22 protein-coding genes, 1 tRNA gene and 1 other RNA gene are annotated in these 21,814 nt (G+C 70.7%); 9 read left to right on the top strand and 15 right to left on the bottom strand.

Going from position 1 to position 21,814, the window contains the following annotated elements; genetic code table 11:
- Nucleotides 1-30: 30 nt before the first annotated feature.
- Both HNR16_RS04660 and HNR16_RS04655 read left to right on the top strand, forming a co-directional pair.
- A complete protein-coding gene (locus tag HNR16_RS04660; RefSeq protein ID WP_158041261.1) occupies nt 31-477 on the top strand; it encodes a septum formation family protein in 447 nt (148 codons plus the stop codon).
- A 156-nt stretch (nt 478-633) separates the two neighbouring features.
- Complete coding sequence (locus HNR16_RS04655; RefSeq protein ID WP_158041263.1) at nt 634-1,188, top strand: septum formation family protein; 555 nt, start codon at nt 634-636, stop codon at nt 1,186-1,188.
- A 12-nt stretch (nt 1,189-1,200) separates the two neighbouring features.
- Here HNR16_RS04655 and HNR16_RS04650 read toward each other — a convergent pair whose 3' ends face one another.
- Complete coding sequence (locus HNR16_RS04650; protein ID WP_158041265.1) at nt 1,201-1,974, bottom strand: IclR family transcriptional regulator; 774 nt, start codon at nt 1,972-1,974, stop codon at nt 1,201-1,203.
- A gap of 147 nt (nt 1,975-2,121) precedes the next feature.
- On the opposite strand from HNR16_RS04650, the gene HNR16_RS04645 reads away from it, so the two are divergent.
- Nucleotides 2,122-3,336: a cobalamin-independent methionine synthase II family protein gene (locus HNR16_RS04645; protein WP_158041267.1), complete on the top strand. Its 1,215-nt coding sequence runs from the start codon at nt 2,122-2,124 to the stop codon at nt 3,334-3,336.
- Between the two features lie 63 nt (nt 3,337-3,399).
- Here HNR16_RS04645 and HNR16_RS04640 read toward each other — a convergent pair whose 3' ends face one another.
- Together HNR16_RS04640 and ssrA are read right to left on the bottom strand one after the other, a co-directional pair.
- Nucleotides 3,400-3,804: a YchJ family protein gene (locus HNR16_RS04640; protein WP_158041268.1), complete on the bottom strand. Its 405-nt coding sequence runs from the start codon at nt 3,802-3,804 to the stop codon at nt 3,400-3,402.
- 212 nt (nt 3,805-4,016) lie between these two features.
- Nucleotides 4,017-4,384: a transfer-messenger RNA gene (gene ssrA, locus HNR16_RS04635) on the bottom strand.
- Nucleotides 4,385-4,607: 223 nt separating this feature from the next.
- Between ssrA and HNR16_RS04630 the strand changes: the two genes are divergently transcribed.
- Nucleotides 4,608-7,163, top strand: a complete 2,556-nt coding sequence (locus HNR16_RS04630; protein ID WP_158041270.1) for a hypothetical protein — start codon at nt 4,608-4,610, stop codon at nt 7,161-7,163.
- A gap of 99 nt (nt 7,164-7,262) precedes the next feature.
- On the opposite strand, the gene smpB is transcribed toward HNR16_RS04630, so the two are convergent.
- The 4 genes from smpB to prfB form a co-directional block, all read right to left on the bottom strand.
- Nucleotides 7,263-7,739, bottom strand: coding sequence for an SsrA-binding protein SmpB (smpB, locus tag HNR16_RS04625; RefSeq protein ID WP_158041271.1), 477 nt, complete (start codon nt 7,737-7,739; stop codon nt 7,263-7,265).
- A 58-nt stretch (nt 7,740-7,797) separates the two neighbouring features.
- Complete coding sequence (gene ftsX, locus HNR16_RS04620; RefSeq protein ID WP_158041273.1) at nt 7,798-8,706, bottom strand: permease-like cell division protein FtsX; 909 nt, start codon at nt 8,704-8,706, stop codon at nt 7,798-7,800.
- Nucleotides 8,706-9,572, bottom strand: a complete 867-nt coding sequence (gene ftsE, locus HNR16_RS04615; RefSeq protein ID WP_158041275.1) for a cell division ATP-binding protein FtsE — start codon at nt 9,570-9,572, stop codon at nt 8,706-8,708. The genes ftsX and ftsE overlap by 1 nt, the downstream gene beginning before the upstream one ends.
- Before the next feature lie 78 nt (nt 9,573-9,650).
- Entirely contained in the window at nt 9,651-10,760 is a 1,110-nt protein-coding gene (prfB, locus tag HNR16_RS04610; RefSeq protein ID WP_158041277.1) for a peptide chain release factor 2, read from the bottom strand.
- A 154-nt stretch (nt 10,761-10,914) separates the two neighbouring features.
- Here prfB and HNR16_RS04605 point away from each other — a divergent pair, with 154 nt between their 5' ends.
- Both HNR16_RS04605 and HNR16_RS04600 read left to right on the top strand, forming a co-directional pair.
- Nucleotides 10,915-11,640, top strand: a complete 726-nt coding sequence (locus tag HNR16_RS04605; RefSeq protein WP_158041279.1) for a VIT1/CCC1 transporter family protein — start codon at nt 10,915-10,917, stop codon at nt 11,638-11,640.
- 36 nt (nt 11,641-11,676) lie between these two features.
- Nucleotides 11,677-11,758, top strand: a tRNA-Leu gene (locus HNR16_RS04600).
- A gap of 108 nt (nt 11,759-11,866) precedes the next feature.
- Here HNR16_RS04600 and HNR16_RS04595 read toward each other — a convergent pair.
- Nucleotides 11,867-12,460 carry a short chain dehydrogenase gene (locus HNR16_RS04595; protein WP_158041280.1) on the bottom strand — a complete coding sequence of 198 codons (594 nt, stop codon included), beginning with the start codon at nt 12,458-12,460 and terminating at the stop codon, nt 11,867-11,869.
- A 148-nt stretch (nt 12,461-12,608) separates the two neighbouring features.
- On the opposite strand from HNR16_RS04595, the gene HNR16_RS04590 reads away from it, so the two are divergent.
- Entirely contained in the window at nt 12,609-12,821 is a 213-nt protein-coding gene (locus HNR16_RS04590; RefSeq protein WP_158041282.1) for a helix-hairpin-helix domain-containing protein, read from the top strand.
- Between the two features lie 76 nt (nt 12,822-12,897).
- Complete coding sequence (locus HNR16_RS04585; protein WP_158041284.1) at nt 12,898-13,371, top strand: OsmC family protein; 474 nt, start codon at nt 12,898-12,900, stop codon at nt 13,369-13,371.
- A gap of 21 nt (nt 13,372-13,392) precedes the next feature.
- Here HNR16_RS04585 and HNR16_RS04580 read toward each other — a convergent pair whose 3' ends face one another.
- From HNR16_RS04580 to murI, 4 genes are read right to left on the bottom strand one after another with little or no spacing between them, the layout of a single operon-like run.
- Nucleotides 13,393-14,238, bottom strand: coding sequence for a N5-glutamine methyltransferase family protein (locus HNR16_RS04580; protein WP_158041286.1), 846 nt, complete (start codon nt 14,236-14,238; stop codon nt 13,393-13,395).
- Between the two features lie 4 nt (nt 14,239-14,242).
- Nucleotides 14,243-14,872, bottom strand: coding sequence for a non-canonical purine NTP pyrophosphatase (locus HNR16_RS04575; protein WP_225737914.1), 630 nt, complete (start codon nt 14,870-14,872; stop codon nt 14,243-14,245).
- On the bottom strand, nt 14,869-15,600 hold the full coding sequence (gene rph / locus HNR16_RS04570) for a ribonuclease PH (protein ID WP_158041288.1): 732 nt from the start codon (nt 15,598-15,600) through the stop codon (nt 14,869-14,871). The genes HNR16_RS04575 and rph overlap by 4 nt, the downstream gene beginning before the upstream one ends.
- Nucleotides 15,597-16,454: a glutamate racemase gene (gene murI, locus HNR16_RS04565; RefSeq protein ID WP_225737915.1), complete on the bottom strand. Its 858-nt coding sequence runs from the start codon at nt 16,452-16,454 to the stop codon at nt 15,597-15,599. The genes rph and murI overlap by 4 nt, the downstream gene beginning before the upstream one ends.
- Before the next feature lie 94 nt (nt 16,455-16,548).
- On the opposite strand from murI, the gene HNR16_RS04560 reads away from it, so the two are divergent.
- Nucleotides 16,549-17,868: a nicotinate phosphoribosyltransferase gene (locus tag HNR16_RS04560; protein WP_158041349.1), complete on the top strand. Its 1,320-nt coding sequence runs from the start codon at nt 16,549-16,551 to the stop codon at nt 17,866-17,868.
- A 22-nt stretch (nt 17,869-17,890) separates the two neighbouring features.
- Here HNR16_RS04560 and HNR16_RS04555 read toward each other — a convergent pair whose 3' ends face one another.
- Genes HNR16_RS04555 through HNR16_RS18745 form a run of 3 tightly spaced genes read right to left on the bottom strand, consistent with a single transcriptional unit; the run spans nt 17,891 to nt 21,810 of the window.
- Complete coding sequence (locus tag HNR16_RS04555) at nt 17,891-18,190, bottom strand: DUF3039 domain-containing protein (RefSeq protein WP_225737916.1); 300 nt, start codon at nt 18,188-18,190, stop codon at nt 17,891-17,893.
- Between the two features lie 42 nt (nt 18,191-18,232).
- Nucleotides 18,233-19,807: a hypothetical protein gene (locus HNR16_RS04550; protein ID WP_158041290.1), complete on the bottom strand. Its 1,575-nt coding sequence runs from the start codon at nt 19,805-19,807 to the stop codon at nt 18,233-18,235.
- On the bottom strand, nt 19,783-21,810 hold the full coding sequence (locus HNR16_RS18745; protein ID WP_218868379.1) for an ATP-binding cassette domain-containing protein: 2,028 nt from the start codon (nt 21,808-21,810) through the stop codon (nt 19,783-19,785). Before HNR16_RS18745 ends, HNR16_RS04550 begins: the two co-directional genes overlap by 25 nt.
- Nucleotides 21,811-21,814: the final 4 nt, after the last annotated feature.

The raw sequence follows: 21,814 nt of genomic DNA, 5'->3' as shown, positions 1-21,814 counted from the left end.
GGTCGAGACGGCCACGACTGGAGGACGAACATGCGCACTTCGACCAGGCGCGTCGGCTGTGCGCTCGCACTCCTCGCCGGTGTCGGGCTGCTGACCGCGTGCGGGACCTCCTCCGAACCGACCACGAAGCCGATGACGGATGTCGCGGTCGGTGACTGCTTCGATGCGGACGAGGCGTTCACGACCGCCTTCGTCTACGCCGATTGCACACCGCCCCACCTGTACGAGGCGTTCTGGGCCGAGGACGTGACCGGCGACGAGTTCCCGGGCGACGAGGCGATCGCGACCCGGGCGGGCGCCGTGTGCGATGCGCAGTTCGTCACGTTCTCGGGCACCCCGGTCGGTTCCGGCGCGAGCTACGCCTCCCTGTTCCTCGGCCCGACGTCCGAGACGTGGGCGGCCGGGGACCGCAGCATCGTGTGTGTCGCGATGCCGCTCGACGGTCAGCCGAAGGGCGGTTCCGCGAAGGCGTCGTGACACCCGGACGGGAGCGCGGGTTCCGTGCTCGGCGTCCGACGCGAAGCGTCATTGCGAAGACTCATCATGGGGTGGGATGACGTCGGCGTCGCACCCCAATACGATGAGCGCGTCGGAGCCTGAAGCTCCCGCCCGTTCCACCCCCAGGAGGCCCTCGTGCGCCCATCGAAGTTCCGTCGCGTCGTCATGGTGTGCACCACCGCGCTCGCGTCGATGGCCCTGCTCAGCGGCTGCACGCTCGTCACGACGATCCTCGCGGCCTCCGAGCCGACGCTCGATCCGCTGCCGACCGTCACCGAGGAGCCGATCGCGACGACGCCGACACCGACGCCCGCCGAAGTGGGGACGCCGACGGACTTCTTCAATCTCAAGCCCGGCGATTGCTTCGACCTGAACGTCGACGAGTCCGCGGCGCTGCTCTACGTGAGCTGCGACCCGCCGCACCTATACGAGGCGTACGCCTCCTACTCGATGCCCGGTGAGTCCACGTACCCCGGTGACGACGAGGTGGACATGTTCGCCACCACGTCGTGCCTCGACTCGTTCACGAGCTACGTGGGAACCACGCACGCGCAGTCGATGTTCACGATCTCGTGGATCTCACCGACCCAGCGGTCGTGGGAGAGCCTGAACGATCGCGAGATCCTCTGCACGTTGACGCCGGTGGACGGCTACGCGACGACCGGCAGCGCGAAGGACTCCCGCCGCTGAGGGCTCCGCGGCTCACGACGACGCCGTGACGGCCTCACGGATCGTCTGGCCCGTCGCTCGCAGCACGGGCAACGCACGCCGCGCGCTCTCGTGGTTCAGCACGTCGACGCCGAGCGCGGCCTGCGGAAGATCGGCCGCACGTCGAATCGGCACCGCGAGCGTCAGCCGATCCGGGGTGTCGGGATTCGCGGCGATCGAGTGACCGCGCTCGCGATCACCCGCCACGGTCAGCCGCAGCTCGGCGGGATCGAGCGCCCCGTCGTCGCCGGTCACGGCTCCGCTCCGTCGGGCGAACGCGTACAGCCACGCGTCGTCCTGCCCGATGAGCAGCGCCCGACCCTCCGACGTCGCAACGAGGGAGGACCGCCCGCCGACGCGCGGCCGATCACTCGCCCCGCCGCTGCCGGGCAGCCGTTGCACGAGGAGCGCGGCGGCCCGGGCGGGGTCCTCGTCGCTCAGCACGTGGAGCCGAACAGTGGCGCCGCCGACGAGGTCGCTGAGGTGTCGCATCGCCGCCGCCGCGGCCTCCGCGAGTCGGCGGACGGGGGCCGCCAGGACACCGATCTCGAAGAGACGCGTGCCGATCTCGTACCCGTCCGTGCCCCGCCGGAGGTAGCCGACGGCGACGAGCTCGCTCGCGATGCGATGCACGGTGGACCGAGGGAGACCGGTCCGTGACGCGATGCCGCTCACGCTGAGCGCCGGTTCGCGGTCCGAGAACGCCGACAGGATCCGCCCCGCGCGCTCGAGGACGCCGGAGCCCGGCTCGCGCGTTCCTCCCGCCATGTCCGCGCCCCCTCCCCTCGCGCGAGCCTACTCGGCGTGTCCTCGATCCCGCTGCATGTCGGCGCGCGGCGCAGGCGTGCACCTGGCGGCGACGTAGCGGCCACCGGTGCGCGATACTGGTTCGGCCGCCGACACGAAGGACCCTTCATGACCACCGACGAAACCGGCCGATTCCGGACCACTCACGTGGGCTCGCTGCCCCGCTCCCCCGAACTCATCGAGCAGAACCGCCGCTACCAGGACGGTGAGATCGAATGGGACGAGTTGAAGTCGGCCCTGCCGGGCTTCGTCGACGACATCGTCGGTACGCAGCGCGACATCGGCGTCGACATCGTGAACGACGGGGAGTACGGCCACATCATGCCCTCGGCCGTGGACTACGGCGCATGGTGGAACTACTCGTTCTCACGCCTCGGTGGCCTCACGCCGTCGACGGAGGACCGCTGGGCATCGACCGAGCAGAAGCGCTCCTCACCCGGGAACGTCGTGCTCACGAGCTTCTCCGACCGTCGCGACCGCGAGCGCTTCCGCGACGCGTACGAGGATCCGAGTTCGGGCGTCCTCGCCCATCGCACGCCGACGACGCAGCCGAAGATCACGGGCCCGTTGCACTACACGGGTCAGGATGCCGCCGCGACGGACATCGCGAACCTCCAGGCCGCGCTCGCCGCACACGGTGGCGGCGAGGGGTTCCTGGCCTCGCTCTCGCCGGGCTCGGCCGCGCGCGTCTCGAACGACTACTACGCGAGCGACGAGGAGCTCGTCTACGCGTGTGCCGAGGCGATGCGCGAGGAGTACCTCGCGATCACCGGCGCGGGCCTCACCGTGCAGATCGACGACCCCTCGATCGCCGAGAGCTGGGACCAGGTGAACCCGGAGCCGACCGTGGAGGACTACCTCGCGTTCACGACCCTCCGCGTGGAGGCCCTCAACTACGCCCTCCGCGGGATCCCCACCGAGCAGGTGCGGTTCCATCTGTGCTGGGGCTCGTGGCACGGCCCGCACACGACGGATCTCGAGTTCCGGTACCTCATCGACCTCATGCTCACGATCGACGCCGGCGCCTACTCCTTCGAGGCCGCGAACGTGCGGCACGCGCACGAGTGGAAGCTGTGGCGCGATCACCCCCTTCCGGAGGGCAAGCGCATCGTCCCCGGTGTCGTGTCGCACTCGACGAACGTCGTGGAGCACCCCGAGCTCGTCGCGGACCGCATCGAGCAGTTCGCGTCGCTCGTGGGACGCGAGAACGTCGTCCCGTCGACGGATTGCGGCCTGGGTGGTCGGCTCCACCCGTCGATCGCGTTCGCGAAACTCGAGTCGCTCGTCGCTGGGGCGAAGATCGCGAGCGAACGGCTGTTCTGAGCCTCCGCGGTCGTGCGTCGGGTCGGTGTCACCACGGGGCGGCGCCGACCCTGGCGAGGCCGTTCAGCTTCGGATGTCCCCGTCGACGTAGCTCCATCGACGGTTCTCGCGGACGAACCGGCTGCGCTCGTGGAGCACGTGCCGTCCGTCGCCGTCACGGTGGATCGCACGGAACTCGACCTCGCCGCGATTGTCGAACGGGCCGCCCGCCACCGTGTCGAGGATGTCGAGTCGAAGCCACCTGATCGCCGATCCGAGCTCGAGCGCACCGGGTCTCGTGCGCGGGTGCCACGTGCGCCGGAGGTAGCCCACGTCGCCGACGACGAAGGCGGTGTAGCGCGAGCGCATCAACTGCACGGCCGTGGCTGCCGCTCGCCGTCCGGCGTGGAGGGGACCGCAACAGGATCCGTACTCGTCACCGCTCCCGCACGCGCAGCGCGCCTCGTCGGCGAGCGCGTGGGTGGTCATGGCTCAACTCTAGGAGCCGTCGCCGCCGACGAACGCGAGGGTCGACGGTGGGCCGCACGACGTGCGGGACCGTACCGCTCGGCGTCGTGGCACCCCGAGTCGGTGGCCACGCCGTGGGCACGGCGCACCTGCCGTCGACGACGCGAACGCGAAAAGGCCCCGCCTCCCCGGTGATTCACCGGGGAGGCGGGGCCTTCGTCATGTCGTGGGCATCGTGGAGATGGGGGGAATCGAACCCCCGTCCACTGCTGCAAATCCGCGGCTTCTCCGGGCGCAGCCTGGCTTTCGTTCTGCTCGGCCCCGGTCATAAGGTCAGGCGCTCTGGCCGACGGGCCCAGTCCCAGTTCGTGTCCCGCGCCGCCCTGAGACGCAGCGGCGCGGCAAGCTCTCGAAATGACGCCGGTGACCGGGGCGAGAGCGACCCCGGGCCGACGGACTATCGGGCTCGCTTAGGCAGCGAGAGCGAAGTCGGTGCGCTTAGCATTGGCACCTGTGTTTTGCGGAGGGCGTTAACGAGATAACCCCGCATCCTCGGCCCGCTTCACGCAGAAGCACAGCAATGTCGAAACCGATCATCCCCGTGTGCGGCCCGAGGGCCGCCTGCGTTCCACGACATGACGCTGTGGAATTGTCCGCCGCACCATTCCGGTACGGCGATCGACCAGTCTACCGCACGGAACGCCCTCCGGCAACGATGCCAACCCCGGGTTCGATGCGAAATCGTCCCGGAAGCTGACGGAGGCCGGACAAGGTTCCTCGTCACGGGGAGGACCTTTCAGGACCGTCCGCACTACGCTGACACCATGAGCGACAAGGACTTCGGGCAGGACGATACTCCGTGGTCGCGTCCGCCACAGGACGGCCGGACCGACGGCGCAGCTGACTCCCCACCCCAGGACAGCCCCACCTGGGAGCCCCCGACCGACGGTCACGCCGGTTCCGACGCCCCGAGCTGGGGTTCGGCGAGCGACACGCCGACACGGCAGCAGCCGGTCGTCGGGGACGCCGCACCGAGCCGGAGCACCGGTTCCGATTCGTCCTCCCCCGACCTGCCCTCATGGGGCAGCGGCTCGTCGAACGCCGATCTCCCCTCGTGGGGCGCGCAGGCGGACTCCGGCGATGCGACACCGTCATGGGGCGCGCAGGCGGATTCCGGCGATGCGGCACCGTCATGGGGCGCACCGTCGAACGACTCGGGCGCCGCCTCGTCGTCGTGGGGCGCCGCGGCCTCCGATGCCTCGGGCGCGTCCTCACAGGAGACGCCGTCCTGGCAGAACGACACCCCGTCCTGGCAGTCACCCCCGACCACGGACGCCGCAGCCGACACCCCGTCCTGGCAGAGCGGCGCCCCCGACACCGGCACCGGCACCCCCTCCTGGCAGAGCGGCGCCCCCGACGCCGGCACCGACACCCCCTCCTGGCAGAACGACACCCCGTCGTGGCAGTCACCCTCCGGCGCGGACGCCGGCACGGGCGCTCCCGGCTCGTACGGTGACGCTTCCGCATCCACGGGGTCCTCGTCGACGGGTCAGTCCGACGGGTCGAACGGCTACGGCGGCTTCGGCGCGTCGACCCCCGGAGCGGACGACCACGGAACGACCTCCCAGGCCCCCGGTTCGGACGCGTACGGCTCGTTCGGCGACACGGGATCCGACACTTCGAGCAAGGGATACGGATCGTTCGGCGACACCGGTGCCGACGATGCGACCCGCGCGTACGGGTCGTTCGGTGCCGGCGACTCGACGACACCGAACGACGCGCCCACCCAGGCGTTCGGCTCGCACGACGGCAGCGCGTTCGGCACGCCGACGTCCGGCGACACCGGCACCGGTGCGCCGTCCGGGAGCGGTGACGACGCCCCGACCGACGCGTACGCTGCGGGCGGCTTCGGTGCTGCCGCGGCGCACGGAGCCGGCGAGACCGGGGCGACCTCGGCCTACGGCGATCCGTCCGGCCAGCACGGCGACTACGGCCAGCAGGGCGGCTACGGGCAGCAGGATGGCTACGGCCAACAGGGCGGCGACGGCCAGCAGGATGGCTACGGCCAGGGCGGCGGGTTCGCGCAGGACGGCTACGGCCAGGCTGCAGCGCCCGGTCAGCAGGCGTACGGTCAGGACGCCTCGCAGTCCGGCTACGGCCAGGCCGATCCGGCGACGACGCAGTTCGCCACGGCCGGAGCTGCCGCGTCGGGCGCGGCGGCCGGCTACGACAACAACTGGCAACAGCAGCCGGCCGGCCCGGGCGGTCCCGGCGGGCCGCACCAGCCGTACGGAACCGCGAGCAACGCGGACGCCAACAAGCCCTGGTACAAGAAGAAGGGCTTCCTGGTCGGCGGCAGCATCGGACTCGTCATCGTCCTGCTCGCCGCCATCGGTATCCCCGTCGGCATCCACCTGTCGAACGTGGCCAAGGGGGACCGCCTCGCGGACGAGTTCAACGCGGCGGTGACCGCCTACGAGGGCGTCTGGACGAGTGACGCGCTCGACACGCTCGACGGTGTCGTCATCACCGACACCCTCGGCGAGAACGCCGAGTTCTTCGCACAGAACGCCTCATCGATGAACGCCTTCACCGACCAGTGCGCGAACGTGACGAAGGCGTCCTCGACGCTCGACACGCTGCTCGCGACACCCGTCCCCGAGCTGGCCGTCGAGGACGGCGCCGACGCGTCGGCCAAGTACAACGAGGCGAAGTCCGCGAGCGATGCGCTCGCCCCCAAGCGCGAGGCGGCGGCGGAACTCACGAGCAACGGTGCGGCCGCGATCGCCGCACTGACGCAGTTCTGCCAGAACTACCCGCTGTTCAATTCCGAGTACAACGAACTCGGCAACAACTATGCGGACGTCTACCTCGCGTCGCTCACGATCCCGAACGGTGGCACCATGACGTTCGGATCGCTCAGCGCGGTCTGCAACAGCTCGATCGGCTGCCCCGACTGGACGAACGACGCCGCGCGCGCGGCGCACGCCGACGCGATCCAGACCACCTACGTGGCCTACTTCAACGACGTCTCGGCACTCGCGACGGACTCCTGCTTCCTCGACGATCTCCAGTCGGTGTGCGAGGCCTACGCGAGTTCGTTCACGGCGACGGCGGGGGCGTTCCAGGGCGGTGCCGACCAGGCCCGATCCGAGCCGCTGCCGACCGCGCCGGGCAAGATGATGCCCGCCTACTCGGATGCGATGTCGGCTGCGTACAGCTCGTGGGACGCGGCGGACGCCGCCGTGCGCGACGCATGGACGGCCGTCGACGCAGACACGGCGGGCGACTCCGGCGCCGGCTGGCAGATGCGAAGCATCAAGAAGCTCCTCTCGGCCCACGAGGCCACGATCACCGACGCCGTCTCGGCACTGCGCTGAGCCGAGCGATACGACGACGGGGGCGGACCGTTCGGTCCGCCCCCGTGGTCGTATCGGCGTGCCCCACCGAACGTCACGGTCCGGCACGGCGACGCGCGGTCACTCCCCCAGGTACTTGCGGGACGCGACCGCACGATCCGCCTCGCGGCGGTCCTGCCGCTCGCGGAGCGCATGACGCTTGTCGTACTCGCGCTTGCCCTTCGCGACGGCGAGTTCGACCTTCGCGCGGCCGTCGTTGAAGTAGAGCGAGAGCGGCACGAGCGTGTAGCCGCCCTCCTTCGTCACCTGCGCGAGCTTGCGGATCTCGTCCCGGTGGAGCAGGAGCTTGCGCTTGCGGCGCGGCGCGTGGTTGTTCCACGTCCCCTCCGTGTACTCCGGGATGTGCACGTTGTCGAGCCAGGCCTCGCCGCGATCGACGTAGGCGTACCCGTCGACGAGCGACGCGCGCCCCTGACGGAGCGACTTCACCTCGGTACCGGAGAGCACGATGCCCGCCTCGTAGGTGTCCTCGATCAGGTAGTCGTGTCGCGCCTTGCGATTCGACGCGACGACCTTCTGGCCCTGTTCCTTCGGCATGACGTCTCCTTCCGTCGATCGCAGAACGGTTCAGCCTACACCGCTGCGAACGCCGGCGTCAGACGCGCAGGTACCGCCTGATCGCGATCGACGCCGAGATCGCCGCGATGAGCGCAGCGAGCACGAGCAGGATCGGTGCGACGACGAGCGCGTCCGCGACCCCGACGAGCGAGGTGAACGGCATCTGTGGCGCGAGATATCCCTGCACGAAGAACTGCGCCACGCCCACGAGCGCGAGCGAGGCGAGGACCCCGCCGATGAGTGCCGCGACCACCCCCTCGAGCACGAAGGGTGCCTGGATGAACCGGTTCGAGGCGCCCACGAGTCGCATGATGCCGAGCTCTCGGCGACGACTGAACGCCGACAGCCGGATCGTGGTCGCGACGAGCAACGCGGCCGCGACGAGCATGATCCCGGCGATGCCCACCGCCGTGAGGCTCGCGGCGTTGAGTGCGCTGAAGATGCCCTCGAGGTACTGCCGTTGGTCACGCACGGACTCGACGCCGGGCATGCCCGAGAGCGACTCGATGAGCACGTCGGACTGCGAGGGGTCGGGCATGTTGATCCAGAACTTCTCGTTCAGGTACTCGGGCTTCACGAACTCCACGATGGGGTCGCCCTTGAACTGCTCGAGGAAGGTCGCGTACGCCTGGTCCTGGCTCTCGAAGGTCACTTCCTTGACGTAGGGCGCGAGCGTCGCGCCCTGCAGCGCCTGCTCGACCGCGAGCTTCTGTTCGGGCGTCGCGATGCCACCCGCGCAGTTCGCGCTCTCGGAGACGCTCGTGCAGAGGTTCACCTCGACCTGGGCACGATCGAACCAGTACGACTTCATGGCGCCGATCTGCATCTGGAGCAGGATCGCGGCGCCCACGAAGGTGAGCGAGACGAAGGTGACGAGGACGACGGAGACGACCATGCTGGCGTTGCGCCGCAGGCCCTGCCACATCTCGCCGAGGACGAGGCGCATCACTTGTTCCGCCCCTTCCGCTGCTTCGGGACCTCGACGGTGGGCGCATCGACCTCGTTCTCGAGGTCGCCGGCCGCGTCGCGTGCGCCGACCCGCCGCGCCATGGCGTCGGCGATCGTGCTCGGCCCCTCGTCGAGCTCGGCGAGCGTGAGATCCTCCGCGGGCTCCTCGAGTTCGAGCACGGCCGGACGGTACACGCCGCCCGACTCGTCTCGCGTGATCCGGCCGTCGTCGAGTTGGATGACGCGGCGCTTCTCCTCGTCGACAATGGAGACGTCGTGCGTCGCCATGACGATGGTCGTGCCGTTCGCGTTGATGCGCTTGAGGAGCTTCATGATGCCGCGGCTCGTCTCGGGGTCGAGGTTGCCCGTCGGTTCGTCGGCGAGCAGAATCTCGGGCTTGTTCACGACGGCGCGGGCGATCGCGACGCGCTGCTGCTCACCGCCGGAGAGCTCGTGCGGGAAGCGGTCGCCCATGCCGTCGAGACCGACGGTCTCGAGCACGTCGGGAACGGCCTCGCCGATGAGGGCGCGCGACTTCCCGAGCACCTGGAGTGCGTAGGCGACGTTCTCGGCGACGGTCTTGCCCTGCAGGAGGCGGAAGTCCTGGAACACCATGCCGATGTCGCGCCGGTAGTACGGCACCTTTCGGCTGGAGATGCGGCGGAGGTCCTGTCCGAGGACGTGCACCTGCCCGTCGGTCGGGAGGTCCTCGAGGAGGATGAGACGCAGGACGCTGGACTTGCCAGATCCCGACGGGCCCACGAGGAAGACGAACTCCCCGCGCAGGATCTCGAACGTGAGGTCGCTGACCGCCGGGTGGTCGCTACCCGGGAAGACCTTGGAGACGCTGTCGAATCTGATCATGGCGCTCCAAGGGTAGGCACCGGGTGACCCGAATCGACGGTGCGACGCGCCAGCGGGTCGAACCCGCCTGGCGGCCGATCAGGATTCGGTCGTCTGCTTCTTGCGCCAGCGGATCCCGGCGTTGATGAAGGGGTCGAGGTCGCCGTCGAAGACGCGGTCCGGGTTCGAGGACTCGTGCTCGCTGCGCAGGTCCTTCACCATCTTGTACGGCGCGAGCACGTAGGAGCGCATCTGGTCGCCCCAGCTCGCGGTGATGTTGCCCGCCAGCTCCTTCTTCTTCGCGTTCTCCTCCTCGCGCTTCAGCAGCAGCAGTCGGGACTGCAGCACGCGGAGGGCGGCGGCGCGGTTCTGGATCTGCGACTTCTCGTTCTGCATCGACACGACCGTTCCCGTCGGGAGGTGGGTGATGCGGACGGCGGAGTCGGTCGTGTTGACGGACTGCCCGCCGGGGCCCGACGAGCGGAACACGTCGACGCGGATGTCGTTCTCGGGGATCTCGATCTCTTCGGTCTGCTCGATGAGCGGCACGACCTCGACCGCCGCGAAGCTCGTCTCGCGGCTGCCCGCGGAGTTGAACGGGCTCATGCGCACGAGGCGGTGCGTCCCCGCCTCGATCGAGAGCGTGCCGAACGCGTACGGCGCGTCGATCTGGATCGTGGCGGACTTCACGCCGTGGTCGGCGTAGCTCGTGTCCATGACGGTGAGCGCGTGGCCGTGCTGCTCCGCCCATCGCACGTACATGCGCAGCAGCATCTCGGCGAAGTCGGTCGCGTCGTCGCCGCCTGCGCCCGCGCGGATCGTGATGACGGCGGGACGCGGGTCGAACTCGCCGTCGAGGAGCGTCTGGACCTCGAGATCGCCGATGACCTTCGTGATCGCGGCGAGCTCCGCCCGCGCCTCGTCGGCGGACTCCTGGTCGTCGCCCTCGACGGCGAGCTCCGCGAGCACCTCGAGATCGTCGAGCCGCTGTTCGACCGCTTCGAGGCGCTTGAGGTCGGCCTGCGCGTGGCTGAGTGCGCTCGTCACCTTCTGTGCCTGCTCGGGGTCGTCCCAGAGGTCGGGTGCCGAGGCGCGCTGCTCGAGGTCGGTGACGCGCTCGGCGAGGGCGGCCGGGTCGAGCACGTCGCTGATGTCGGCGAACGTGGAGCGCAGCGCTGCGATGTCGGCCTGGATGTCGAGGTTGATCATGATCGTTCCAGCGTAGTCGGTCCGCGGCTTCCCACCGCCGCGAGCGCGGTCCCGGGGCGGCACGGACCGGGCGGCGCGGACCGTGCGCCGGCCGCGCGGTTCGGGGAGCCTCCCCTAACTGGACGCGTCCCGTCCGGAGTGCTTTGCTCGGACCATGTCCACGATTCCGTCTCCGACGCCCCATCCCGGCGAACCGCACCAGGAGGGCAACTCCTCGCGACTCAATTGGTTGCGCGCGGGCGTCCTGGGCTCGAACGACGGGATCGTCTCGGTCTCTGCCCTCGTCGTCGGGGTCGCGGCGGCGACGTCGGAGTCGAGCCCGGTGCTCATCGCGGGCATCGCCTCGCTCGCGGCGGGCGCGATCTCGATGGCGCTCGGCGAGTACGTGTCGGTGTCGACCCAGCGGGATTCCGAACGCTCGATGATCGCACTCGAGCGCGCCGAGCTGCGGGACATGCCGGAGGAGGAGCTCGAGGAGCTGACCGGCATCTACCAGTCGCGCGGTCTCAGCCGCGAGACCGCCGAGCTCGTCGCGAAGGAGCTCACGGCGCACGATGCGCTCGGCGCCCATCTGTCGGCCGAGCTGCACCTCGATCAGCACGATCTCGTGAACCCCTGGCAGGCGGCCGCGGCGTCGGCGCTCTCGTTCACGGTCGGCGGGCTCATCCCGCTGCTCGCGATCCTGCTCACGCCGCTCGACTGGCGTATCGCGGCGACGTTCGCCGCCGTCGTCGTCGCGCTCGTCATCACGGGCTGGCTGAGCGCGTGGCTCGGCGGCAGCGCGAAGGGGAAGGCCATCGTGCGCATCGTGTTCGGTGGCGTGCTCGCGCTCGCCGTCACCTACACGATCGGTGCCCTGTTCGGCGTCACCGGCGTGTGACGCCGCCCGCCGTCACGCCAATAGACTGAGCGTCGCGCGGGCGTGGTGGAATTGGCAGACACGCAGGATTTAGGTTCCTGTGCTCACGAGCGTGAGGGTTCGAGTCCCTCCGCCCGCACCCGGGAGGTCCACTGGCCGTTCCGGGCGGGACGTCCGTCTCCCCCACGAGTGTCGGTTCGCCCGAGCGGGCACTGACGACGATCCACGCGTGATCGCACCACCCGGTCTAGTCGACCGGGTACGTCCGCCCGGTCTCGATGCCCTCGACCGATCGCACGAACGCGAGCCCCACTCGCTCGTCGGACACGGGGGCGAACCCGCGGAAGGCGTCGAAGTACTCCGGGGCGGAGGCGAGGACCGACGGGCTCACGGCGTTGATCCGGATGCCACGGGGAAGCTCGCGCGCCGCGGTCCGCACGTACGATTCGACGGCACCGTTCGCCATCGCGGCCGCGGCGCCGCCCGGCACGGGCTCACGCGCGAGGATGCCCGTGGTGAGCGTGAACGATCCCCCGTCCGTCACCGCGTCCAGACCGAGGTGGACGAGGTTCAACTGGCTCAGCACCTTGCCCTCGAACGCGGCCGTGAGATCGTCGGCCGTGAGCTGTGGTGCGGGCGCGAAGGGTGCGGCGCCGAATGCGGACACGACCGCGTCGAAACGGCCCAATCGTCGGAACGCGGCGGTGATGCTCGCCGGATCGAGGAGGTCGACGGCGGGGTCGGTCGATCTGCTCACCCCGACGATGTCGTGACGTTCCCCGAGTGCGGCCGCGGCGGAGGTGCCGACGTGGCCGGACATCCCGACGACGAGAATCCGCATCGTTCCTCCCCTGTTCACGAATCGGCCGATCCGGCCCGCGGACAGTCTCGCGCAGGCACCTCGGAATGCCCCGATTCGAGCGCGGGCGACCCGAACGTCCCGGTGTGCGTCGGCGCCGAACCACCCGGGCGAACCGTAGGCTCAGGTCATGAGCACCCGCGACACCCCACCGCAGATCGGCGACCTGCCGCCCATCGGTCGGCCCGCGAACAGTGCGCTGCTCGCCATCGGCGTCACGACACTCGACGGTGTGGCCGCCCTCGGGCGGTCGGCCCTGCTCGCACTGCACGGCGTCGGCCCGAAGGCCGTCCGCATCCTCGAGACGGCGCTCGAGGAGCGCGGTGACGAACTGCCCGGGTGACACCCCGCGTCATCGAACCCGCGGATAGACTCCGCTGACCGCGCCCGACGAACGGGTGACGGAGGACGGAGGCGCCATGCTCGGATCCGCTCACCACTACGCCGTCCGGCTCGAGTGGATCGGTGCGCGCGGTGTCGGGACGACGGGCTACCGCGACTACGACCGGACTCACGTCGTCCGGGCGGACGGTCTTCCGGATCTGCCCGGCACCGCGGACCCGACGTTCCACGGCGAGCGCGACCGCTGGAATCCCGAGCAGCTCCTGCTCGCCGCGCTCGCCCAGTGCCACATGCTGTCCTACCTCCACGTCGCCGTGCGGAACGATGTCGTGGTGACGGGCTACGCCGACGATGCCGAGGGCACGCTGCGCCTCAACGCCGATCACTCGGGCGAGTTCGTCGAGGCCGTGCTCCGACCACGTGTACTTCTCGCCGACGAGTCGCAGCGCGATCTCGCCGATGCGCTGCATGCCGACGCGCACGCCGTGTGCTTCATCGCGCGCAGCGTGAACTTCCCCGTCCGCACGGTCCCCGCTCCCCCGGCCGCCTGACGCAGCTCCCCTCGCGTGACCTCACGCGAGGGCGTGCCGGACGACGATCACCGCCGTCTGTCCGTCGGGAGCCGTGCGCGCATGCAGACCGAGCCCGTGCGCACGCGCACAGACCCGGGCGGCGGCCACCTGCGACCGGTGCACCTCGAGCAACAGCACCCCGCGCTCGGCGAGTCGCGCGCCCGACGACGCGATGAGCTCCCGCACGTGCACGAGGCCGTCGATCCCACCCGCGAGCGCGCGGCCGGACTCGTGCGCCGTCGCCTCGCGAGGCATGGTCCTGATCTCCCCGTCCGGCACGTACGGCACGACGGCGGCGATCACGTCGAACGTGGCGTCGGTACCGAATCCCGCCAGCCCGTCGCCACGGACGACGACGGCGTCCGCGCCGAGGTTCCGGCGTGCACAGCGCAGTGGCAACGGATCGATGTCGCTCGCCGCGAGTCGTGCACCGGGGACCGTCGCCCGAACGTACGCGGCGACGGGCGCGACGCCCGAGAACGGCTCGGCGACACGCGCGCCCGCAACGGTCGACGCGGCCCTCGCCGCCCGGCGGGCGAGGAAGAGCGTTCGCTGACGCGGCACGAACACGCCTGGTTCGACGGCGAGCCGGAGGCCACCGAACGCTACGAAGCCGACGATCGTCTCGAGCGGCTCGCCCGCGACCCGCCGCACGGTCCGTCGTTCGAGCTCATCGGCGTCGGTGGTCTCGGCGAGCAGGATGTGCGCCTCGTCCTCCGCGAACACGCACCCGGCCGCCCGCAGCCGCCGGGTGAGGTCCGCGTGCGCGCCGCCGTCCGGCGCGGACGTGGCGTCGTCCGCACCCTCCGAGCCCGACGGGGCGCCCGTGCGAGGGGCACGCGTCACGTGGTCAACCGAGACCGAGCGCGGACCGCAGGCGAGGGACGAGCGCGTCGAAGGCCCGGCGGCGATGGCTCTCGGCGTCCTTCTCGGCGTCGCTCAGCTCGGCGGCACTCCGGCCGTCCGCCCCCTCGGGCGCGAAGATCGGGTCGTAGCCGAAGCCGTGCTCGCCCGCGGGTGCCGTGAGGATGCGTCCCGGCCACTCGCCGAGGACGGCCTCGGCGATCTCGCGACCGCCGGACGCCGCCCCGGCCGGGACGACGAGCGCCGCCGCGGCCGTGAAGTGCGCCGTCCGGTGCGGATCGTCCACATCGGTGAGCTGCCAGAGCAGGAGCCGAAGGTTCTCCCCCGCATCCTTCGCGGGCCCCGACCAGCGCGCGGAGAAGATGCCGGGTGAGCCACCGAGCACGTCCACGCAGATGCCGGAGTCGTCCGCGATCGACGGGAGTCCCGTGAACTCGGCCGCGGCGCGCGCCTTGATGAGCGCGTTCTCCTCGAACCCGAGGCCGTTCTCGACTGGCTCGGGCCCGTCGTAGGAGACGAGCTCGATGCCGTCGAGCGCATCGCCGAGGATGCGCTGCAGCTCGACGAGCTTGTGGGCGTTGTGCGATGCGAGCACCACCCGGATCGGTGCGCTCACGACGCGAGCGCCGCTCGCTGCAGTTCGGTCAGCCGTGCCGTTCCGACGAGCGCGAGGTCGAGCAGACGATCGAGCTCCGCACGATCGAACGGTGCACCCTCGGCCGTGCCCTGGACCTCGACGAACCGTCCGTCACCCGTCGCGACGACGTTCATGTCGGTCTCGGCGGCGACGTCCTCGACGTACGGCAGATCGAGAAGAGGTTCCCCCTTCACGATGCCGACCGAGATCGCGGCGACCGAACCCGACAGCACGGTGGCGTTCTTCCGCACGTGCCCCTCGGCGCGCGCCCACTCGATCGCGTCGACGAGCGCGACGTACGCGCCGGTGATGGCCGCGGTTCGCGTGCCACCATCGGCCTGGAGCACGTCGCAGTCGAGCACGATCGTGTTCTCGCCGAGCGCCTTCGTGTCGACGACCGCGCGCAAGGACCGGCCGATGAGGCGAGAGATCTCGTGCGTCCGACCGCCGAGCTTGCCCTTCACCGACTCCCGGGCGGACCGCTCGTTCGTGGCCCGCGGGAGCATGGCGTACTCGGCCGTCACCCAGCCCGTGCCCTTCCCCGTGAGCCAGCGGGGCACGCCGGGCGTGAACGATGCCGTGCACAGCACGCGCGTGCGCCCGAACGAGATGAGCGCCGACCCCTCGGCCTGCTCGCTCCACCCCCGCTCGATCGTGACCGGGCGGAGTTCGTCGACGGCGCGGCCGTCCTGGCGGGTCGTGGTCATGCGTCCTCCTGGATGCGGTTCGGGGGCAGAGTGATGACGCCCGTCGCGAGGTGCCCGACCTCGGCGACGTCCGGGCCGAGGAACCGCGTCGCGAGCTGGACGAACGCGTCGGTGTCGGGGCCCGTCTGGCGGTACGAGTAGGTGGCCGGCGCGCTCCCGCGGTTGAAGAGTCCCTCCGACGCGAGCACCCGGTAGACGTCCCGGGCCGTCTCGACGTCGCTCGAGACGAGCGACGTGCCGTGCCCCATGACGTACCCGATGACGCCCTTCAGGAACGGGTAGTGGGTGCAGCCGAGCACGACCGTGTCGACGTCCGCCGCGCGCAGCGGTTCGAGGTACCCCTCGGCGACGCGGATGAGTTCGGGCGAGGTCGTGTCGCCGCGCTCGACGGCCTCGACGAACGCCGGGCACGCCCGGGCCGTGATGCGGAGGTGCGGGGCGGCCTCGAACATGTCCTGATAGGCGCGCGACGAGATCGTCGCCTCGGTGCCGATCACGCCGATCCGGCCGTTGTGCGTGGCCTTCACGGCCGCCCGGACCGCGGGGGCGATGACCTCGACGACGGGCACGTCGTAGCGTTCGCGGGCGTCGCGCAGGACCGCCGCCGATGCCGTGTTGCACGCGATCACGAGCATCTTGACGCCCTCGCGGACGAGCTCGTCCATGATCTCGAGCGAGTACCGGCGCACGTCCGCGAGCGACTTGGGGCCGTACGGCGAGTGCAGGGTGTCGCCGATGTAGACGAGCGATTCCGAGGGCAGCTGCGCCCTGATCTCGCGCGCCACCGTGAGCCCACCGACCCCGGAGTCGAAGATGCCGATCGGTGCTTCGCTCGTCAGGGGGGCCACAGTCACGAGAGGAGATCCTACTCTCCGGGCTCCGCGGCGGCCCGAGTTCACCGTTCTGCGGCGGGCGGGACCGCGACCACGTCGGTAGTCTGAGCGGGTGATCACCCCGCGAGAGGCATCCACTGCCCTGCTCACCGACCAGTACGAACTCACGATGATCGACGCGGCCCTGCAATCGGGAACCGCGCACCGCGAGTGCGTCTTCGAACTGTTCGGACGCCGCCTGCCCGGTGGCCGACGATACGGCGTCGTGGCGGGCGTCGGGCGTGCACTCGAGGAGCTGCGGGACTTCCGCTTCGGCGACGCGGAGCTCGAGTTCCTGCGCGAGCGAGAGGTCGTGAGTGCACCGACGCTCGACTGGCTCGCCGACTACCGCTTCTCCGGCACGATCCGCGGCTACCGCGAGGGCGAGCTGTACTTCCCGAACTCGCCGCTGCTCGAAGTGCGCGCCTCGTTCGCCGAGGGTGTCGTGCTCGAGACGCTCCTGCTCAGCATCTACAACTACGACTCCGCCGTCGCGACCGCGGCCTCGCGCATGGTCTCGGTCGCCGACGGGCGTCCGATCGCCGAGATGGGGAGCCGCCGCACGGGCGAGCGCTCGGCGGTCGCCGCGGCACGGGCGGCCTACATCGCGGGTTTCACCGCGACGAGCAACCTCGAAGCGGGACGCACGTGGGGGGTCCCGACGATGGGCACGGCGGCGCACTCGTTCACGCTCCTGCACGACTCGGAGCGCGACGCGTTCCGCGCGCAGGTGGCGGCCCTCGGTGTCGACACGACCCTGCTCGTCGACACCTACGACGTGCAGCAGGGCATCCGCAACGCGGTCGAGGTCGCGGGCCCCGAACTCGGTGGCGTGCGCCTCGACTCCGGCGACCTGCCGACCCTCGTGGCCGAGGTGCGCCGCCAGCTCGACGAACTGGGCAATCCGAACACCCGCATCACGGTCACGAACGACCTCGACGAATTCGCGATCGCCGGGCTCTCGGCCGTGCCCGTGGACGCGTTCGGCGTCGGCACCTCGGTCGTGACGGGCTCCGGCAACGTCGCCGCGGGCATGGTGTACAAGCTCGTCGCACGGCGCGGCGACGACGGCGAGTGGGTGCCCGTAGCCAAGACCTCGGTCGGCAAGGCGTCCGTCGGGGGTCGCAAGACACCGGTCCGCCGCCGCAATGCCCAGGGCATCGCGACCGCCGAACTCATCGCGATCGACGACCGGGTCGCGGGTGACGCGGACGACCGTCCCCTGTTCGTCGACCTCGTCGTCGACGGGGTCGTGGACGAGCGGTGGCTCGGCGCCCAGGGCGTCGCGGCTGCGCGCGAACACCGGGCCGACGCGCTCCGCGAACTCCCGCTCGGTGCCCTGCGGCTCCGCAGCGGCGACCCGGCGATCCCGACGATCTTCGTCGACGGCGAGTGAGGTGAACCGGGCCGGGTAGCGCCTACTCGGCCCGCATCTTCTCGTAGATCGCCTTGCAGGCGGGGCAGACGGGGAAGCGGTCGGGGTTGCTGTTCGGCAACCACTTCTTGCCGCACAGCGCACGGACGGGCTTCCCCGAGATCGCCGACTCGAGGATCTTCTCCTTGCGCACGTAGTGCGCGAACTTGTCATGATCACCGGGATCGTCCAGGCGCTCGTCCTCGAGCAGCTGTTCGAGTTCACGGTCGAGCACGGCCGTCCCGCCGCCGTCGTCCGGTCCACCGGGCGCTGCGGGCTCATCCTGGCGCATGTTCCACCTCATGCCGACATCCTAGGCGCCGACAGGTCGCCGACCCTCAGCGGGTCATGAGCTCATGGCGAACGTCATGAGTTCGCTCGAACGGTCGTCGAAGAGACGACCACCGCGTGCGATCCCCCACGACAGCACGATCGCACCGGCGACGAGTCCGAGGACGAGCGCGGCGACGTGCCACCACCAGTCGCCGCCCAGGATGCCGATCACACCGCACGCGATGCTCGGTGCGACGGCGAGGATCGCCAGGAGCCCCGCCACGGGGTGCATGAGCACGCCACGCCCCCACGACCTGACGGGCTGGCTGTACGGCGAGTCACCGGGCCGCGCCACCGCGTACGGGTAGAGCACGCTCATGACGCTCGAGAAGCCGGTCGTCGCGAGGAGGAGCCCGGCGGCGATGCCGAACTCGGACACGACCCACAGCCAGTCGCCGACGATGAGACCGCTGATCGCCGAGCCGAGCACGACGATCACGCCACCGACGACAAGCGTCGGGAGCGCGCGACCGATGCGATCGCTGCGCCCGTCCATGCCGGAGGTGATGTGCAGCCACACCGCCGTGGAGTCGAACGCGAGATCGTTGTGGAGCGTCCAACCGAGGAAGAACGCGAGCAGCGGGACCGGCAGCAGCGCGAGGTAGCGGGCGTCGACGCCCACGACGGCGAGCGGCACGAGCGCGAGCAGCGGGAGCAGCACGATCGAGACGTTGACGACCTGATAGCGCCGGTCGCGCAGCCAGTACGTGATCGTGCGCGCCGCGACGACACGCGCCGGCGAACCGCCGAACCGATTGATGAACCCCAGGTCGAGCACCTCGCGACCCGACGTGTCCACGAGCGTCCTGCGCGCGAGCCGCGTTCCGAGTCCGAGCCACAGGAGCGCGGCGACCGCGAGCGTCGCGAGCGCGACACCGAACTGCCCGAGTGCACTCACGAGATCGCCCGAGAGTGCGGTCGACGGGGCACCCCACGCGGCACCGATCGGCGTCCAGGCGAGCACCTCGGCCGCCCGCTGCAACGGCTCGGTGCCCGTCGCCGCCCACGGGGCCGTGACGGCGACGAACAGCACGGGCGAGAGCAGCAGGATCGCGAGGAACACCGCCGCCGCGACGACGTCGCCGGCGACGCGACGCTGGTCCATGAGGAACCCGAGCAGCGATCCCAGGCGCGCGAGCGTCACGAGCGTGCAGAACCCGACGAGCATCGACGCCGCACCGATCGCGAGCGCGAGCGCGTCCGCCCGCCACAGGCTGAGCGAGGCGAGCAGCACGATCGCGGTGCCGGCTGCAGGGATGCCGATCGCGCTCGTCGTCAACGACTCCCACGCCGCGCGGAGCGGTGAACGTCCCACGGCGACCAGCGCCCTGGGGTCGAGGTCGTCGCCCCCCGGTGAGACCGCGGCGGCGACGAAGGCCGCCACGGACGCGAGGATCCCGCTCGTGACGGCGAGGCCGCGAACGAGTTCGGGAGACAGCGACCAACTCGCGACGATGACCGCGAGCGCCGCCGCGGTGACGACGACCGTCGCGATCGCCGTGGCGATCGCGCCGGAACGATACGGCGAGTCGCGCCGGAAGGTGCCGCGGACGGAGTTGACCTTCAGTTGAAGGAGATGCCCAGCCAATCCAGTCCTTCCGTGCGTTGGGGACCGCGCACGATGTCGCGGAACCGCTCTTCGAGAGTGATGTCGCCACGGACCGCGTCGACGGTGCCGTCGGCGAGGATCTCCCCGTCGACGATGACGGCGACATGATCGCAGACACGCTGGACGAGGTCCATGCTGTGGCTCGAGAGGATCACGGTGCCGCCACGGCTCACGTAGTCGAAGAGGATATCGGTGAGTTGGACCGCCGAGACGGGGTCGATCGACTCGAACGGCTCGTCGAGGACGAGCAGCTCGGGTGAGTGGATGAGCGCGGAGGCGAGCGCGATCTTCTTCGTCATACCCGCCGAGTAGTCGACGACGAGCCGGTTCGCGGCGGCACCGAACTCGAAGGCCTGGATGAGCGAGGCCGTCCGTGCACGCGCGGTCTCGTCGTCGAGGCCCCGGAGGACGCCGGTGTAGTAGAGGAGCTGGCCGCCCGTGAGCTGGTCGAACAGGCGCAGCCGGTCGGGCAGGATACCGATTCGTGAGCGCGCTTCCGCCGCGTTCTCCCACACGTCGATGCCGAGCACCTCGACGGTTCCCGAGGTGGGCTTGAGGAGCCCCGTCGCCATCGAGAGCGTCGTCGTCTTGCCGGCACCATTCGGGCCGACGATGCCGTAGAACGAGCCGCGGCGGACATCGAGCGAGACGCTCTGCACGGCCACCTCGCTGCCGTAGCGCTTCGTCAGATCGTGCAGACGCAGCACGGTTCCGCCGAGTTCGCGGTGCGGAGCGGAGGTGACGCGCGCGACGGGGGTCATCGTGCTCAGGCCCGCCGCGGTCGCGGCGCCGATGCGCAGCGAGTTGCGGGCCGCGGGCGCCTCGGACGGGCCCGTCGCCTCGGTCGCGGTCTCGTCCTCCGTGACCGGGTCGACTGCGGGGGGCTCGGCCTCGCCGATCGGCGCCCCGTCAGCGGACCGCGCATCGTCGCTCGTGCTCGACGCATCGGCGTGCTCGTCCGATGCCGAGGGGTCGAGTGCCTCCGCACCGGTGCCGGGGGCGGATTCGGTGGCGGGCTCGTCGAGCGTCCACGCGGCGACGGTGGGTTCCTCGTCGGAACGCGCGACCTCGGAGCCCGCTTCCGCGTCGTCCGATGATTCCGCGTCGTCCGACGATTCCGCGTCGTCCGAGGACTCTGAGCCGCCCGGACCACCCACGAACACGCCGTCGACCTCGACCACCTCGCCCGAGGCGTCGCTGTCCGGAACGCTGTCCACGTCGGTGTCGTCGATCTCGTCGTCCGTCACGATGTCGTCGGCACCGTTCGCGACGTCGGCACCGTTCGCGACATCGGCCTCGTCCTCGGTCTCGTCGTCACCGGACGCGTGCTCCGCGGACGTGGATTCGACGATCACCTCGTCCTCGTCGTCCGCGCGGTCGCCTGCTTCGACGTCGTCCGCCTCCTCGAGCGCATCGGGCACGTCCTCGGCGCGCGCGGCAACGCCTCGCGCCTCCCCCTCGGCATCGTCCGTCTCGGCCGGCGCGACGATATCGATCGCGACCGTCGGCTCGCCGTCGATCGCGTCCTCGTCCGCGAGGGTCGCGTGCGGCGTCGCCTCGTCCGGGGCGACGTCCCGCCCCGGATCGGCATCGGACGCGGCATCCTCGTCCGCCCCGGGCTCGACATCCGCCACGTCGGACGCAGCCTGCTCGTCGGGCTCCACCGCCTCGTCGGCCTCGTCGGTCACGGCGCGGTCCGCGCCCTCGACGGCGATCGGCGCGTCGTCCGGGAGGTCCGACGTCGCCTCGCCGACCTCGGGCGACACATCGGCGTCGGGCACATCGTCGGGCGCGTCGTCGACGACCTCCTCGACCCATTCCACGAGGATCGGCTCGACGAACACCGGCACCGGCCGCGCCGGACCGGTCAGCGAGAACCGGTGCCCGGGAGCATCGACGAGGGGTTCGCCCGCGCCGTCGCGGGAAGGGGTCGAGGGACGGTCGTCGGATTCGTCGTCGGCGGCACTTGAAGCGAACGGCATCTCG

Source organism: Pseudoclavibacter chungangensis, assembly GCF_013410545.1.
In the GTDB taxonomy this organism is placed as follows: domain Bacteria; phylum Actinomycetota; class Actinomycetes; order Actinomycetales; family Microbacteriaceae; genus Pseudoclavibacter; species Pseudoclavibacter chungangensis.
The sequence above is the reverse complement of the archived record's forward strand: the minus strand, read 5'-3'. Positions and strand labels throughout refer to the sequence as shown.